The 13,713-nt window shown below is 70.3% G+C and carries 13 protein-coding genes; 6 read left to right on the top strand and 7 right to left on the bottom strand.

The genetic code is table 11. The annotated features are described in order from the left end of the window. The first annotated feature begins 12 nt into the window (after nucleotides 1-12). Nucleotides 13-2,595 (top strand): EAL domain-containing protein, encoded by a 2,583-nt coding sequence (locus ACIQ6S_RS06955; protein WP_397607722.1) that lies wholly within the window; start codon nucleotides 13-15, stop codon nucleotides 2,593-2,595. 7 nt (nucleotides 2,596-2,602) lie between these two features. Here ACIQ6S_RS06955 and rsmG read toward each other — a convergent pair whose 3' ends face one another. Next, nucleotides 2,603-3,292: a 16S rRNA (guanine(527)-N(7))-methyltransferase RsmG gene (rsmG, locus tag ACIQ6S_RS06960; protein WP_397607723.1), complete on the bottom strand. Its 690-nt coding sequence runs from the start codon at nucleotides 3,290-3,292 to the stop codon at nucleotides 2,603-2,605. A 33-nt stretch (nucleotides 3,293-3,325) separates the two neighbouring features. Then, nucleotides 3,326-3,904 (bottom strand): DUF1003 domain-containing protein, encoded by a 579-nt coding sequence (locus ACIQ6S_RS06965; protein WP_297865258.1) that lies wholly within the window; start codon nucleotides 3,902-3,904, stop codon nucleotides 3,326-3,328. A 157-nt stretch (nucleotides 3,905-4,061) separates the two neighbouring features. Here ACIQ6S_RS06965 and ACIQ6S_RS06970 point away from each other — a divergent pair, with 157 nt between their 5' ends. The 3 genes from ACIQ6S_RS06970 to ACIQ6S_RS06980 all read left to right on the top strand — a co-directional run bounded on the left by ACIQ6S_RS06970 (nucleotide 4,062) and on the right by ACIQ6S_RS06980 (nucleotide 6,849). After that, the gene (locus ACIQ6S_RS06970) at nucleotides 4,062-5,057 is read left to right on the top strand and encodes an NAD-dependent epimerase/dehydratase family protein (protein WP_397607724.1); all 996 of its coding nucleotides are present in this window, start codon (nucleotides 4,062-4,064) and stop codon (nucleotides 5,055-5,057) included. A 113-nt stretch (nucleotides 5,058-5,170) separates the two neighbouring features. Then, nucleotides 5,171-5,956, top strand: coding sequence for a ParA family protein (locus ACIQ6S_RS06975; RefSeq protein WP_298343725.1), 786 nt, complete (start codon nucleotides 5,171-5,173; stop codon nucleotides 5,954-5,956). Beyond that, on the top strand, nucleotides 5,953-6,849 hold the full coding sequence (locus ACIQ6S_RS06980; RefSeq protein ID WP_397607725.1) for a ParB/RepB/Spo0J family partition protein: 897 nt from the start codon (nucleotides 5,953-5,955) through the stop codon (nucleotides 6,847-6,849). Before ACIQ6S_RS06975 ends, ACIQ6S_RS06980 begins: the two co-directional genes overlap by 4 nt. Nucleotides 6,850-6,861: 12 nt before the next feature. Here ACIQ6S_RS06980 and ACIQ6S_RS06985 read toward each other — a convergent pair whose 3' ends face one another. The 3 genes from ACIQ6S_RS06985 to ACIQ6S_RS06995 form a co-directional block, all read right to left on the bottom strand. Further along, on the bottom strand, nucleotides 6,862-8,403 hold the full coding sequence (locus tag ACIQ6S_RS06985) for an ABC transporter permease subunit (RefSeq protein WP_397607726.1): 1,542 nt from the start codon (nucleotides 8,401-8,403) through the stop codon (nucleotides 6,862-6,864). Further along, complete coding sequence (locus tag ACIQ6S_RS06990; protein ID WP_297876898.1) at nucleotides 8,403-9,284, bottom strand: ABC transporter ATP-binding protein; 882 nt, start codon at nucleotides 9,282-9,284, stop codon at nucleotides 8,403-8,405. The genes ACIQ6S_RS06985 and ACIQ6S_RS06990 overlap by 1 nt, the downstream gene beginning before the upstream one ends. A 104-nt stretch (nucleotides 9,285-9,388) precedes the next feature. Continuing rightward, complete coding sequence (locus ACIQ6S_RS06995; protein WP_397607727.1) at nucleotides 9,389-10,144, bottom strand: ParA family protein; 756 nt, start codon at nucleotides 10,142-10,144, stop codon at nucleotides 9,389-9,391. Nucleotides 10,145-10,435: 291 nt separating this feature from the next. Here ACIQ6S_RS06995 and rpmB point away from each other — a divergent pair, with 291 nt between their 5' ends. Then, nucleotides 10,436-10,672, top strand: a complete 237-nt coding sequence (gene rpmB, locus ACIQ6S_RS07000; RefSeq protein WP_297865251.1) for a 50S ribosomal protein L28 — start codon at nucleotides 10,436-10,438, stop codon at nucleotides 10,670-10,672. A gap of 12 nt (nucleotides 10,673-10,684) precedes the next feature. Beyond that, nucleotides 10,685-10,849 carry a 50S ribosomal protein L33 gene (gene rpmG, locus ACIQ6S_RS07005; RefSeq protein ID WP_297865250.1) on the top strand — a complete coding sequence of 55 codons (165 nt, stop codon included), beginning with the start codon at nucleotides 10,685-10,687 and terminating at the stop codon, nucleotides 10,847-10,849. A 60-nt stretch (nucleotides 10,850-10,909) separates the two neighbouring features. Here rpmG and ACIQ6S_RS07010 read toward each other — a convergent pair whose 3' ends face one another. Continuing rightward, nucleotides 10,910-11,929, bottom strand: coding sequence for a diguanylate cyclase domain-containing protein (locus ACIQ6S_RS07010; RefSeq protein WP_397607728.1), 1,020 nt, complete (start codon nucleotides 11,927-11,929; stop codon nucleotides 10,910-10,912). 86 nt (nucleotides 11,930-12,015) lie between these two features. Next, nucleotides 12,016-13,704, bottom strand: coding sequence for an MFS transporter (locus ACIQ6S_RS07015; protein ID WP_397607729.1), 1,689 nt, complete (start codon nucleotides 13,702-13,704; stop codon nucleotides 12,016-12,018). Nucleotides 13,705-13,713 lie beyond the last annotated feature (9 nt).

Consider the following 13,713-nt stretch of genomic DNA (forward strand, 5'->3'; position numbering starts at 1 on the left):
CCGCCGGAGCGGATGCAGCCGCCCGGGCAGGCGTTGGCGGACGCGGAGCGGGAGATCGATCGCCTGCGCATGGAACTGGACCGTCGCGCCCACGCGATGCGTTTCCAGGAGGCCCTGTTCGCGATCTCCGAGGTGGCCAGTTCGTCGAAGCCGACGGCCGAGGTCATGGCGGCGATGCACCGCATCGTCGGCACGCTGATGTACGCGGAGAACTTCTTCATCGCGCTGCGCGATCCGGAACGTCGCACCCTGCGCTTCGTCTATTTCGCCGACAGCGAGGACGCCGACGGCCTCGACCCGGACCTGGAGATCCCCGAATCCGAGCTCCTCGGCAGCCTCACGGTGCAGGTGATCCAGCGCCAGCAGGCGCTGCGCGGGCCGTCCGAGCAGCTGGCCGCCAGCCTCGGCATGCAGGACGAGGCGCAAGGCCCGGAGAGCAACGACTGGCTCGGCGTGCCGATGACCAGCGACGGCATCACCCAGGGCGCGGTGGTGGTGCAGAGCTACCGCCCCGAGCACACCTACAGCGCCGAAGACGAACAGCTGCTGTCCTACGTGGCCGAGCACATCGCCACCGCCCTGGCCCGCCGCCAGTCGACGATCGAACTCGAGCGCCGCGTGCAGCAGCGCACCGAGGCACTCCAGGCCGAGGTCGTCGAGCGCGAGCGCGCGGAGCGGCTGCAGACCGCGCTGTATCGCATCACCGCGCTGGCCAGCCGCCACGAGTCGGACGACGACGCGCGCTTCTACGCCGATGTGCACAGCATCGTCGGCGAGCTCATCGACGCGCGGAACTTCTACATCGCGCTGTGGGACGAGACGACGGACGAGACCTCCTTCCCGTACTCCGTCGACGAGCGGACGCCGACGCGCCCGTCCCGGAAAGCCGGCCAGGGGCTGACGGAGTACGTCCTGCACAGCGGCGAACCGCTGCTCGCCAGCGAGTCGGTGATGCGCGAACTGAACGCACTGGGCGCGACCGTGGCCGGCCAGCAGTCCGCGAGCTGCTGGTTGGGCGTACCGATGATGGTGGACGACGCGCCGGTGGGCGTGATCGCCGTGCAGAGCTACCGCGCGGACGTGCGGTTCACCCACCGCGACCTCGAACTGCTGAGCTTCGTCGGCACGCACATCGCCGCGGCGATCGGTCGCCGACGCGCCGGTGTCGCGCTGCGCCAGGCCTACCTCGACCTTGAACACCGCGTGTCGGAACGGACACGCGAACTGGGGCTCGCCAACGAGACGCTACGCCAGCAGATCAGCGCGCGCGAGGGCGTGGAGCGCCAGCTCAAGCACCAGGCCCTGCATGACAGCCTCACCGGCCTGCCGAACCGACAGTACCTGCTCGACCGCCTCGTGGCCTCGATGGCCCAGCACGTGGCGCAGCCGGAGCGGCTGTTCGCCGTGCTGTTCCTCGATCTCGACCGCTTCAAGGTCATCAACGACTCGGAAGGCCACCTCGTCGGCGACGCGCTGCTGCGCGAGGCGGCGAAGCGGATCGGCGAGTGCGTACGCAACCCGGACGTGCTCGCCCGGCTCGGCGGCGACGAGTTCGCCGTGCTGCTGGAGCGCATCCGCAGCGTCGAGGACGCCATCAACGTCGCCGAGCGCATCATGCAGGTGCTCGACCAACCCTTCTTCATCGAAGGGCGCGAGCTGCACAGCTCGGCCAGCGTGGGCGTTGCCGTCGCCCAGCCGCACTACGCGTCGGCCGAGGAGATCCTGCGCGACGCCGACGCCGCCATGTATCGCGCCAAAGCCGACGGCCGGAAGCGCTACGCGCTGTTCGACGAGGACCTCCGCCATCTCGCGCAGCAGCGGCTCGAGCTGGAGCGCGAAATGCGCCGGGCGATGGTCCACCACGAGTTCGAGCCCTACTACCAGCCGATCGTCAGCATCGCCAACGGCGCCGTGCTGGGCTACGAGGCGCTGCTGCGCTGGAACCGCCCGGACGGCACGGTCCGGGCGCCCGGCGCCTTCCTCGGCCTCGCCGAGGAGACCGGCATGATCGAGGAGATCGACTGGCGCATGTACGCGAGCGCGATCGGCGATCTCGTCCGCCTGACGCCGAGCCATGCCTACGTCTCGGTGAACCTGTCGCCGCGCCACCTGCTCGCCCCGGATTTCGCGACGCGCTTCCTTACCTTGGTTCGCGACCAGCGCGCGCATCCGTCGCGTGTCTGCGTGGAGGTGACCGAAGGCGCACTGATCGACCGCAAGGACCTGGCCCGCGCAGCCCTCGAAACCCTGCACCGCGCCGGCGTGCGCATCATGCTCGACGATTTCGGCACCGGTTACTCGGCGCTCTCCTACCTGCAGCACTTCCCGCTGCACGGGCTGAAGATCGACCGCAGTTTCGCCACGTCGCTGGAAAGCGGCGCGGAAACGCGCGGCGGTTCGCGGCCGATCATCCGCGCGATCGTCGCCATGGCCGCGTCGCTCGAGCTCGAGGTCGTCAGCGAGGGCATCGAGACCGAAGAGCAGCGCAAGGCGCTGTGGACGCTCGGTATCCGCCAAGGCCAGGGCTACCACTTCGGCCGCCCCGCGCCACTGCAGCACTGGATCGACCTCGGGGCGCAGCCGGCGGCGGTCTAGCGCCGTCTCAGCCCCGCCGCACCTCGACCAGGTGCCGCTCGCCCTCCAGGCCCGGCACCGACAGCCGGTGGACGGCGCCGCCGACCCAACCGGACGGCAGCTCGGCGATCTCCTCGGCGGGGTGCACGCCCTTCATCGCCAGCAGGCGCCCGCCCGGAGCGACGAGGTGGCCACCGACCTCGAGGATGCCCACGAGACGGTCGAGCGCTCGGGCGGTGATCGCCTCGAACGCGCCGGGCTCGGCCACCGCCTCGGCGCGCGACTCGAGCACGCGCACGCGCGGGGCGAGGCCGAGCTGGCGCACGCACTCGCGGAGGAAGCGCGCCTTCTTGCCATTGCTCTCCACCAGCGCGACGGCGAGGCCCGGCGTGGCGAGCGCCAGCGGGATGCCGGGAAGGCCGGGGCCGGTGCCGAGGTCCGCGAGCGTGGCGAGGCCGCGCACGTGCGGCGCCATCGCCAGTGAATCGAACAGGTGCTTCACCAGCATCTCGGCCGGATCGCGGATGGCGGTGAGGTTGTACGTGCCGTTCCAGCGCACCAGCAGGGCGAGGTAGGCCAGCAGGGCGCCGGCCAGCGTGCCGTCGTCGCCGGCCGCCGGCGCGCTGCGTTCCACCGGCGCGCCCGGATCGAGGCCGAGAGCGGCGAGGCCTCGCTCGAGGTCGGGGCGCAGGAATCCAAGGTCGGTCGGAGCATTCATGCCCACGATTGTCGCGCCTCCGGCCGTTCGCGCCTACCGCCCATCCGGCGCGCGCGCCTCGACCAGGCGCTGAAGCAGGGCGATCTGCTCCTGCTGCGTGGCGATGAGCGTCGCCATCTGCTCCACCCGCAACGCGTCGAGCTTCTCGTGCAGCGCGATGATCCCGAGCTCGGCGCGCAGGTTCACCTCGTAGTCGTGCGCGGCCGCGATGCGGTCGCGTTCGGCCTGGCGGTTCTGGCTCATCAGGATCACCGGCGCCTGCACGGCCGCCAGCATCGAGAGCATCAGGTTCAGGAAAATGTAGGGGTAGGGATCGAAGGCCGCCGTGCCCAGCAGCTCCGTGTTGACGAGCGACCACAGGACGATGACGAGGGCGAAAAGCCCGATGAAGGTCCAGGACCCGCCGAAGGCCGCCACCCCATCCGCCATCCGCTCGCCGAAGCTCCGCTGGGCGTCGGCCTGCAGCGCGGCGTCCTTGGCGACGGTCTTCTGGCGCAGGGCGACGTCGAGAACGCGCCGCTCGACCGCGCTCGCCTCCGCGAGGGCTTTGCCGAACCACTTCTCCGCGGCACGGGTGGGGGTGCTGGTCGGTGTGCCGTTCATCGGGTCCATGGGGAGAGGTCTCGCTACCGGGTGGTAGCGGGATTCTCCTCCGCCCGCCGGCCCGAAGCGTCAACCCACGTCATCCTCGGCCACGGCGCGACCTTGCTCACGTTCCGCAGGCCCCGGATGGGCCACCTTCGGCCTCCCCCCTGCTGCGAGCCTCCCCATGGCGGAAGTCCTGCTCACCGGAGCCACCGGCTTCGTCGGCCAACACCTGCTGCGCGAACTCGTCGCGGCCGGCCACACCGTTCGCGGCGTCTCGCGTTCGGAGTCGGGCGATGCCGCCATCCGCGCCTTGGGCGGCGAGCCCGTCCGCGCCACGCTGGGCGAGGAGCGGCCCGCTGAATGGGCCCTCCTGCAGGCAGCGGTCGAAGGCTGCGAAGCGATCTTCCACACCGCGGCGGACACCACCCAGTGGCGGCCGCACAACCCGATCCAGACGCGCACCAACGTGCGCGGGGCCGAACTGTTGCTGCGCGCGGCGGAAGCCGCCGGCATCCGGCGCTTCCTCCACACCAGCTCGGTCTCGGCGTACTCGCACCTCGTCCACGGCGTGCTGCGCGAGGACGTGCCGCAGCGCGGCGGCGAGAGCTGGGTGAACTACGAGCGCACCAAGTTCCTGGCCGAGCAGGCCGTGCGCGGTTCACGCGTGCCGTGGGTGGTCTTCCAGCCCTCCCACATCCTCGGCCCCGGCGACACCCGCAACTGGGCGCGACTGATCCTGCTGGTCGACCAGGGCAAGCTGCCCGGCGCCCCACCCGGCTCCGGCGCCTTCGCGGATGTGCGCGAGATCGCCCGGGCCCAGGTGCGTGCTTTCGAGGACGGCATCGAGGGCGAGACCTTCCTGCTCGGCGGCGCACACGCGAGCTTCGTCGACCTGATCGGCATGATCGGCGAGCGCCTTGGCCGCAAGGCGCCCACTCGCGCCACGCCGGCCTGGGTGCTGAAGTCGGTGGCCTGGGCCAGCGACACCCTCTCTCGGGTCACCGGCAAGATGCCGGACATCACCCCGGAGGCCGCAGTGTTCCCCTGCCACGACCTGCAGGTCGACTCGTCGAAGGCCATGGCCCGGCTGGGCTACCGCGAGACCCCGCTGCCCGAGCTGCTGGACGCCACCATCGCCAGCCTGCGCGAGGCCGGCCTGCTCCGCGGCAGGGCCTGACGCCGGCCCTGATCCGGCGGCCAGCCTCACCCGAGCCGGGGCTCCGGGGCGCTGTGGCATCATCCACGGCCTTGCCGGCCCCTCGGGCCGGCTGCACGGAACCCGCGTCCCGCATGGCCCGCATCCTCGCAATCGCCAACCAGAAAGGCGGCGTCGGCAAGACGACGACGGCCGTCAACCTGGCCGCCGCCCTCGCCACCACCCCGCGCCGCGTGCTGCTGGTCGACCTCGACCCGCAGGGCAACGCCACCATGGCCTCGGGCGTCGACAAGCGCGAGCTCGAGGCCTCGATGTGCGAAGTGCTGTTCGAAGAGGCAACCGCGGACGCCGCGATCGTCAAGACGCAGGAAGGCTACGACCTGCTGCCCACGAATATCGACCTGACGGCGGCCGAGATCCGCCTGATGGACGAGTCGCAGCGCGAGCAGCGGCTGAAGAACGCACTCGACACGGTGCGCGACCGCTACGACTACATCCTGATCGACTGCCCGCCCTCGCTCTCGCTGCTGACGCTCAACGCACTGGCCGCCGCCGACGGCGTGATCGTGCCGATGCAGTGCGAGTACTTCGCGTTGGAAGGGCTGTCGGCGCTGGTCAACACCATCAATGCGCTGAAGCAGAAGCTCAACCCGGCGCTCGAGATCAGCGGCATCGTCCGCACCATGTACGACGTGCGCAACAACCTCGCCAGCGCCGTGTCGAACGAGCTCACCGAGCACTTCGGCGACAAGGTCTTCCGCTCGATCGTGCCGCGCAACGTGCGCCTCGCCGAAGCGCCGTCGCATGGCCGCAGCATCATCGGGTATGACCGTTCCTCACGGGGCGGCATCGCCTACCTCGGGCTGGCGGGCGAGATCGTCCGCGGCGAGAAGAAGCTGGCCAAGGAGGCCGCGCGATGAGCACGAAAGCACGCGGCCTCGGTCGCGGCCTCGATGCCCTGCTGGGCACTGGCAACAAGGGCGCGAAGGCCGACGAGCCGGCGCCGGGCGATGTCCTGAAGACGCTGCCGATCGGCCAGATGCAGGCCGGCAAGTACCAGCCGCGCCAGCACTTCGACGGTTCGGCACTCGATGAGCTCGCGGAGTCGATCAAGGCCCAGGGCGTGATCCAGCCGATCCTCGTGCGCTCGGTGGGCAAGGACCGCTACGAGATCATCGCCGGCGAGCGCCGCTGGCGCGCCGCCGAGCGCGCGGGCCTCGCCGAGGTGCCGGTGGTGCTGCGCAAGGTCGACGACCGCGCCGTCATCGCCATGGCGCTGATCGAGAACATCCAGCGCGAAGACCTCAACCCGCTCGAGGAAGCGCAGGCCCTGGCCCGCCTGATCGACGAATTCGCCCTCACGCACCAGCAGGCCGCCGAGGCCGTGGGCCGCTCGCGCGCCGCTGTGTCGAACCTGCTGCGCCTGCTCGAGCTGCCGGAGGCTATCCGCGCCCTCGTCGACGCCCGCAAGCTGGAGATGGGCCACGCCCGCGCCCTGCTGACGCTCAACCCGCAGGCCGCCATCGCGCTGGCCCAGCAGGCGGCCGAGGAAGGCTGGAGCGTGCGCGAGGTGGAACGTCGCGCCCACGAACTCGCCGCCGGCAAGCTGCCGGAGACGAAGCCCGGCAAGAAGCCCGCGGTGAAGCGCGACGCCGATGTCGCCCAGCTCGAACGCGAGCTCGGCGAACTGCTGGGCACGAAGGTGGAAGTGAAATCCGGCCGTGGCGGCAAAGGCCAGCTGGTGCTGCACTTCCACGGCAACGAAACGCTCGAGGGTCTGCTCGAGCGGCTGCGCGGCCGCAGCGAGGCCTGACCTCGGCCGGCGCTAGCGCCGGCCACCGATCAGCACGACCAGCACCGCGACGACGGCCGCGGCACCGTGCCATAGCACCGTGGCCTGCGGATGGACGAAGGGGCTGAAGACGGGCGCGCCGTTGAGCGCGAGGTAGGCGCCCAGCACGTAGAGCAGTTCCGCCGTCCGCGCATTGCCGGTGAGGCGTGCCAGCCCGAACCCGCACGCGGCGACGCTGAGCGCCGCCGCCGCCACGGCGAACGCGTGTTCCGGGGAGACGATCAGGCTGGGCAGGGACAGGCCCAGCGCCAGCAGGCTCGCGGCCGTCAGGCGCGCCGCCCGCAACTGGCCGCGCCGCCGCTCCCCGGACGCGAGCAGGTCGGCGGTGCCGCATTCGTCGTCGCGCAGCAGCGCACGGGCGAAGTAGGGCAGGCCGAGCGCGAGGGCGACCAGCCACGCGGCATGGCGGCCTTCGCCCGGCGCACCGAACTGCGCGCCCAATGCGCCGAGGGCGAACAGCCACCACCACGCGCCGCGAGGGCGCAGGGCCAGGCGCAGCTCCGCCGCCACCAGACGGCCGAACGCGACACCTTCGAGCGGCTTCAGCAGGCGATCCAGCCAGCGCAAGCGCCAACCGGCCTGCGAGGCAGCGTCCACGCGCTGTCGTGGCCGGCTCGCCGCCCAGTTCACCAGCGGCGTGGCCGCCAACGCGAGGCCCAGTGCGAGGAACAAGAGGGCCAAGCGCGACGCCACAGCGCTCGTGTCCGGGTGCCAGGCCTCCCACGGGAAACGCGCCGTGGGATCGTCCTCGCCGGAGCCGCCGATCTGGAAGTTGTTCGAGACCAGGTCCGGCCGGGTCGCAGCCACCACCGGCAGGATGTCGGTGCGCATCACGGTGATGCCGGGCACGTCGGTCAGCAGCACGGTCGGGGCGTCCGGCACGGGGTGCGCGAGGTCGCCCTCCGACATGCCGGCAGGGCCCACGACCAGCAGCGTGATCCACACGAAGAAATACAGCACGTTGCCGGCCGTCGCGCGCAGCCAGGGCAACAGGTCGAACCAGACGATGCAGGCCGCCGTCACCGCCATCGCCGGCAGCGTGAGCAACAGCAGCGGCTTCAGCAGTTCCCACGGGGCGAACACCGCCACCTCGCCGCGCACCCACTGGCCGACGAGGCCGGTGAGGGCCATCGCAGCGATGTAGAGCGCGAACACCGCCATCAGGCCCATGAACTTCGCCACGAGATACCCGGCGCGGGTCATCGGCGTCGCCATCAACACTTCCCATCCGCGGCTGTCGATGTCCTGCGCGATGCTGCCGCGCGCGGCGTAGAAGCCGAACAGCGTCAGCAGGGTCGAGGCGCACAGCGCCATCACCATGCCCACCCACGCACTCGAGTACCAAGCGCGCCCTTCACCGACGGTGACGCGCATGCCGTTGCTGCTGCCCGCTTCGGGCAGGCAGAGCCAAGCGCCCGCCACGAGCAGGGCCAGCACCCACCAGAAGCGCGGCTGGCGGGTGCGCTGGCGCAGGTCCGCGAGGCTGATCGCGGCGAGGCGGCGCAGGGCGTCCATCAGGCCGCGTCCGCGAGGTGCAGGCAGGCGAGGTAGGCGTCTTCCAGCGCAGGGGCGATCGCTTCGGCCGCGGGCTGCGGCGCGGCGCGGGCGATGACGTGCACACGCAGCCCGCCATCGGCGCGCTCCACATGGCTCACCGGATGGCGCTCACGCAGGGCGGGCAATTCGCTGTCGCCAATCGTGCAGCGCCACACCTGGCCCATGGCGCGGGCGATCAGCTCGCCCGGCGTGACGTGGGCCAACAGGCGGCCACTGCGCATCACGGCGATGCGGTCGGCACTGGAATCGACGTCGCTGACGATATGGGTGGAGAGGATGACCAGTCGGTCGGCCGCCAGCTCGGTGAGGATCTGGCGGAATCGGAGGCGCTCCTCGGGGTCGAGGCCCACCGTCGGTTCGTCGACGATGAGCAGGCGCGGTTCGTTGAGCAGGGCCTGGGCGATGCCCGCGCGCTGGCGCATGCCGCCGGAAAAATCGCCGAGCCGTCGATCGGCGGCATGGGCCAGGCCCACGGCGGCGAGGCAGGCCTCGATCCGCTCGTCGCCCCGGCGGCGGTCCAGGCCTTTCACCGCGGCGAGGTAGGCGAGGAACTCGCGCGCGCTCAGGGCCGGGTAGACGCCGAATTCCTGCGGCAGGTAGCCGAGTTCCCGGCGAAGCGCGTTCGGATCGCGGGCGATGTCGACGCCGTTCCAGGTGATCCGTCCGCGGGTGGGCTTGGCCAAGGTGGCCAGAAGGCGCATCAGCGTCGACTTGCCCGCGCCGTTCGGCCCGAGCAGGCCGAGGATGCCGGCGCCCTGCTGCAGCTGCAGGGCATGCAGGGTGTCGGGCTTGCGCCCGTAGCGGAACGAGACCTCGTCCAGCCGCAGTTCGACGGTCATCAGCCATCTCGGGATCAGGGAGAGCCAGTGTCGGCGGCGCCCAGGTGCTCGCGAAACCGCCGGCGGTCACCGTGACCTTCGGCGGGGAGCTCGTGTGGCCCGGCTCAGGTCCAGTCGACCACGCCGAACTCGTCGAGCAACTCGTCGCAGAGCACGGCCCACTCGTTGGCCACCGCGCTGTTCGACGGGTTCCGCCATACCGGCTTCTTCGCCGCCAGCGCGTCGGCCACGGCGATGGCGCGACGCAGGTGCGGCGTGCGCACCTTGAACTGCTGCATCAGGCGCTGCGCGGTGGTGGCGTGCTGCTTCGCGCGCGGGTTGATGGCGTTGATGACGAACTCGGCCGGCGCGAGGTTCGGGTTCATGTGTTCGGAAATCGACACCGCCTCGGCCAGCAGCGAGGCCACGCCGTCGACGGCATAGCTCTCGGGCTGCAGCGGGATGACGAGGCGCTGCGAGGCGGCCAGCGCGGCGGTGAGGCGCAGGCCGATGGCCGGCGCGGTGTCGATGACGATGACGCTGAACTCCTTGTTGAGCGTCTTCAGGTGGCCGATGGCGGTGAAGGCCTGCGAGAGCTGGCCGCGGTCGGTGGCGTTGAGCGCGGCGGTCGCCGGCAGCACGTGGATGTTCGGATCGACCCCCTGCATCGGGACCGGCACCCCGTCGGCCGAGAACAGGCGCTCGGCGCCGTCGGCCTTCAGGGCCTTGCCGCGGTCGGCCAGCGTGCCGGTGAGGTTGCCCTGGGCGTCGAAATCGACCGCCAGCACCTTGTTGCCCCGCTCCGCGGCCCGGAAGGCCAGGTGCGCGGCCAGCGAGGTCTTGCCCACGCCGCCCTTGTGGTTCGCCACCGTCACGATCATGCGGTTCTCCCCGGTTCCGTCCAGCCCGAGTGTCGGCGGGATGGGCCCGGGGTGGCAACGGTGCGCCGCCCGGCCGCCTGAACGCCCCGTCCACCGGACTTGTCCACAGGCCGGGACGCTGGCATAGTGCGCGGCTCCCTGCGTCCGCCCGTCGGCCGCAAGGGGATGCACCGTCCCGCCCACGCGGGACCTTCCGCCCCATCGCCTTCAAGGGCACGGCCTCCGGGCCGCGGGGCGGGCCGAAGCCACCCAGGCAATGGGCGGCACCCACGCAGCACCCAGGAGAGCCTTATGGGCCGCAAGTGTCAGCTGACCGGCAAGAGCGTCATGTCGGGCAACAACGTTTCGCACGCGAACAACAAGACCCGCCGTACCTTTTCGGCGAACATCCACGAACGCCGCTTCTGGGTTGCCAGCGAGAACCGCTGGGTGAAGCTCAAGATTTCGGCGAACGCCCTGCGCACGATCGACAAGAACGGCATCGACGCCGTCCTCGCCGAGCTCCGCGCCTCCGGCGTCAAGGTCTAAGGGAGAACCACCATGGCTTCGAAGCGCGACAAGATCCGTCTGGTGTCGACGGCCGGTACCGGCCACTTCTACACCACCGACAAGAACAAGAAGACGATGACCGGCAAGTTCGAGATCAAGAAGTACGATCCGACGATCCGCAAGCACGTCGCCTACAAGGAAGCGAAGATCAAGTAAGCCCTCGGCCGAACGATCCGCTCCACGAAAAACCCGCCGAGAGGCGGGTTTTTTGTTGCCTCAGCCCGGGGCCACCACCACCCGGTTCCGGCCGCCGCGCTTCGCCTCGTAGAGCGCCTCGTCGGCGCGCTGCAGGGCGGCTTCCGGGGCCTCCGAGCCCTGCCACCACGCCGCCACGCCGACGCTGATCGTCACCTCGCCCGGCCCAAGCCCATCGCCACCGGCGGCGATCGCGCTTCGCAAGGCTTCGGCGAGCAGCCCGAGCTGGGCGGGATCGCGCCCACTCACCAGCACGGCGAACTCCTCGCCGCCGTAGCGGTAGAGCTTGGCGCGGCCGCGCTCCGCCTCCGACTGCAGCGCGCGTTGCAACGTGCTGGCCACCGCCATCAATACGCGGTCGCCCTCGAGGTGGCCGCGTTGGTCGTTGATGGCCTTGAAGTGATCGACGTCGGCCAGCAGCACGCCGAGGCGCGTGGCTTCGGCACGCGGCGCGACACGCCGCGCCATCGCCTCGTTGAATCGGCGGCGATTGAAGCAGCCGGTCAGGCCGTCGCGGTCGCCGACCTCGCGGAGCATCACGCCGGCGCGCTCCTCCAGCAGCGCGTAGGTGGTGACGAAGCACACCATCAGGCCGTAGACGCTGGCGAAACGCACGACGTCGATCGGAGCGATCTGCAACATCGCGACGCCGCAGACGAACAGGCCAAAGACCAGCATCGCGACCATCGCGCGCCAGGCTGGCAGCAGGAACACGACGACCACCGGGAACAGGAAGCCCCAGTAGTGCAGCGGGCGCTCGTGCCACCAGCCGAAGCCGATGGCGAACACGATGAGGCCGAGGATCACGCCGAAGAAGGCCATGGTGCCGGCACGCCTTGGCAGCCAGAGCAGGCCCAGCAGGCTCGTGGCATTGAGCGTGAAAACGATCCAGGCCAGCCGCGCGGTGTCGGTCAGGCCCAACGAGGTGTTGAGCAGGCCGAGCGCGAGCATCAGGGTCGACATCAGGGCGACCAGCACCAGCGCCACGCGCCAGCGCAGCGTCTCGCGGGTCTCGGCGTAGCTGGGCCGCGTGGTCGACATGCCCTCTCCCCAGGGTGCCCACCAGCCTAAACGAGCACGGCGCCCCGTGGGGGCGCCGTGTCCGGGCGATCACCGGTTTTGACGACTCACTCGTCGATCGGCACGTCCTTGGTCTCGCGGAGGAACAGGGTGCCGATGACCAGGCTCAGGGCCGCAATCGCGATCGGGTACCAGAGGCCGCTGTAGATGTTGCCGGTGAAGGCCACGAGGGCGAAAGCCGTGGTCGGCAGGAAGCCGCCGAACCAGCCGTTGCCGATGTGGTACGGGAGCGACATCGACGTGTAGCGGATGCGCGTCGGGAACATCTCGACCAGCCACGCCGCGATCGGGCCGTACACCATCGTCACGTACAGCACGAGGATGGTCAGCAGCAGCAGCACCATCGGCTCGTTGACCGCGGCCGGGTCGGCCGCCGCCGGGTAGCCCGCGGCAACCAGCGCGGTCTTCAGGCTGGCGGCATAGGCCTCGCTGCGGGCCTTGAACTCGGCGGCCGGCAGGCCGGCGCCGTCGAAGGCGGGCAGCACCACGTCGCCGACGCGCACCTCGGCGATGGCGCCGGTCGGCATCTCGGCATTGCTGTAGGGCACGCCGGCCTTGGTCAGCGCGCCCTTGGCCACGTCGCAGCTGTTGGTGAACACCGTCTTGCCGACCGGGTCGAACATCACGTTGCAGTTGTCGGGGTCGGCGCTGACCACGACCGGCGAGGTGGCAATGGCCGCGTCGAGCGCCGGGTTGGCGTAGTGCGTCAGGCCCTTGAAGATCGGGATAAAGGTCAATGCGGCCAGCAAGCACCCACCCATGATGATGCTCTTGCGCCCGATCTTGTCGGAAAGCCAGCCGAAGAAGATGAAGAACGGCGTGCCAATGGCGAGGGCGCCGGCGATGAGCAGGTTGGCGGTGGTCGGATCGACCTTGATGGTCTGCTGCAGGAAGAACAGCGCGTAGAACTGCCCGGCGTACCAGACCACGGCCTGGCCGGCGGTCGCGCCGATCAGCGCGAGCAGGACGATCTTGCCGTTCTTCCAGTTGCCGAAGCTTTCGCTGATCGGTGCCTTGGAAGTCTTGTTCTCGTCCTTCATCTGCTGGAAGACCGGCGACTCGTGCAGCTGTGTGCGGATGTAGACGGAGATCGCCAGCAGCACCACCGAAAGGATGAAGGGCAAGCGCCAGCCCCAGGCGTCGAAGGCCTCGTTGCCCAGCAGCAGGCGGCAGCCGAGGATGACCGCCAGCGACAGGAACAGGCCGATCGTCGCGGTGGTCTGGATGAAGCTGGTGTACAGGCCGCGCTCGCCCTGTGGCGCATGCTCGGCGACGTAGGTCGCGGCACCACCGTACTCGCCGCCGAGCGCCAGGCCTTGCAGCATGCGCAGCACGATCAGGATGATCGGGGCCGCAACGCCGATCGATCCATAGCCGGGCAGGATGCCGACGAGGAAGGTCGAGACGCCCATCAGGACGATGGTGATGAGGAAGGTGAACTTGCGGCCGACGAGATCGCCGAGCCGTCCGAACACCAGCGCGCCGAAGGGCCGGACCGCGAAGCCGGCGGCGAAGGCCAGCAGGGCGAAGATGAAGCCCGAGGTCGGGTCGAGCGCGGTGAAGAAGTGCTTGGCGATGATCGCGGCGAGCGCGCCGTAGAGGAAGAAGTCGTACCACTCGAACACCGTGCCGAGGCTCGAGGCGAGGATGACCTTGCGGTGGCTCTTGTCGATGCCGTCGCCGAAGGCGTGGGCCGGCTTGCCGGCCGGCTGGGGGGCGTTCGGGATGGCGGCCATGGGGCGCTC

Origin of the sequence: Silanimonas sp., assembly GCF_044377035.1 — a bacterium.
Lineage (GTDB): Bacteria > Pseudomonadota > Gammaproteobacteria > Xanthomonadales > Xanthomonadaceae > Silanimonas.

Bases quoted from the DNA above. Each gene is read 5' to 3' on its own strand.
- ACIQ6S_RS06955 (WP_397607722.1), top strand. From the start codon at position 13: ATGCAGCCGCCCGGGCAGGCGTTGGCGGACGCGGAGCGGGAGATCGAT.
- rsmG (WP_397607723.1), bottom strand. From the start codon at position 3,292: ATGAATGCTCCGACCGACCTTGGATTCCTGCGCCCCGACCTCGAGCGA.
- ACIQ6S_RS06965 (WP_297865258.1), bottom strand. From the start codon at position 3,904: ATGGACCCGATGAACGGCACACCGACCAGCACCCCCACCCGTGCCGCG.
- ACIQ6S_RS06970 (WP_397607724.1), top strand. From the start codon at position 4,062: ATGGCGGAAGTCCTGCTCACCGGAGCCACCGGCTTCGTCGGCCAACAC.
- ACIQ6S_RS06975 (WP_298343725.1), top strand. From the start codon at position 5,171: ATGGCCCGCATCCTCGCAATCGCCAACCAGAAAGGCGGCGTCGGCAAG.
- ACIQ6S_RS06980 (WP_397607725.1), top strand. From the start codon at position 5,953: ATGAGCACGAAAGCACGCGGCCTCGGTCGCGGCCTCGATGCCCTGCTG.
- ACIQ6S_RS06985 (WP_397607726.1), bottom strand. From the start codon at position 8,403: ATGGACGCCCTGCGCCGCCTCGCCGCGATCAGCCTCGCGGACCTGCGC.
- ACIQ6S_RS06990 (WP_297876898.1), bottom strand. From the start codon at position 9,284: ATGACCGTCGAACTGCGGCTGGACGAGGTCTCGTTCCGCTACGGGCGC.
- ACIQ6S_RS06995 (WP_397607727.1), bottom strand. From the start codon at position 10,144: ATGATCGTGACGGTGGCGAACCACAAGGGCGGCGTGGGCAAGACCTCG.
- rpmB (WP_297865251.1), top strand. From the start codon at position 10,436: ATGGGCCGCAAGTGTCAGCTGACCGGCAAGAGCGTCATGTCGGGCAAC.
- rpmG (WP_297865250.1), top strand. From the start codon at position 10,685: ATGGCTTCGAAGCGCGACAAGATCCGTCTGGTGTCGACGGCCGGTACC.
- ACIQ6S_RS07010 (WP_397607728.1), bottom strand. From the start codon at position 11,929: ATGTCGACCACGCGGCCCAGCTACGCCGAGACCCGCGAGACGCTGCGC.
- ACIQ6S_RS07015 (WP_397607729.1), bottom strand. From the start codon at position 13,704: ATGGCCGCCATCCCGAACGCCCCCCAGCCGGCCGGCAAGCCGGCCCAC.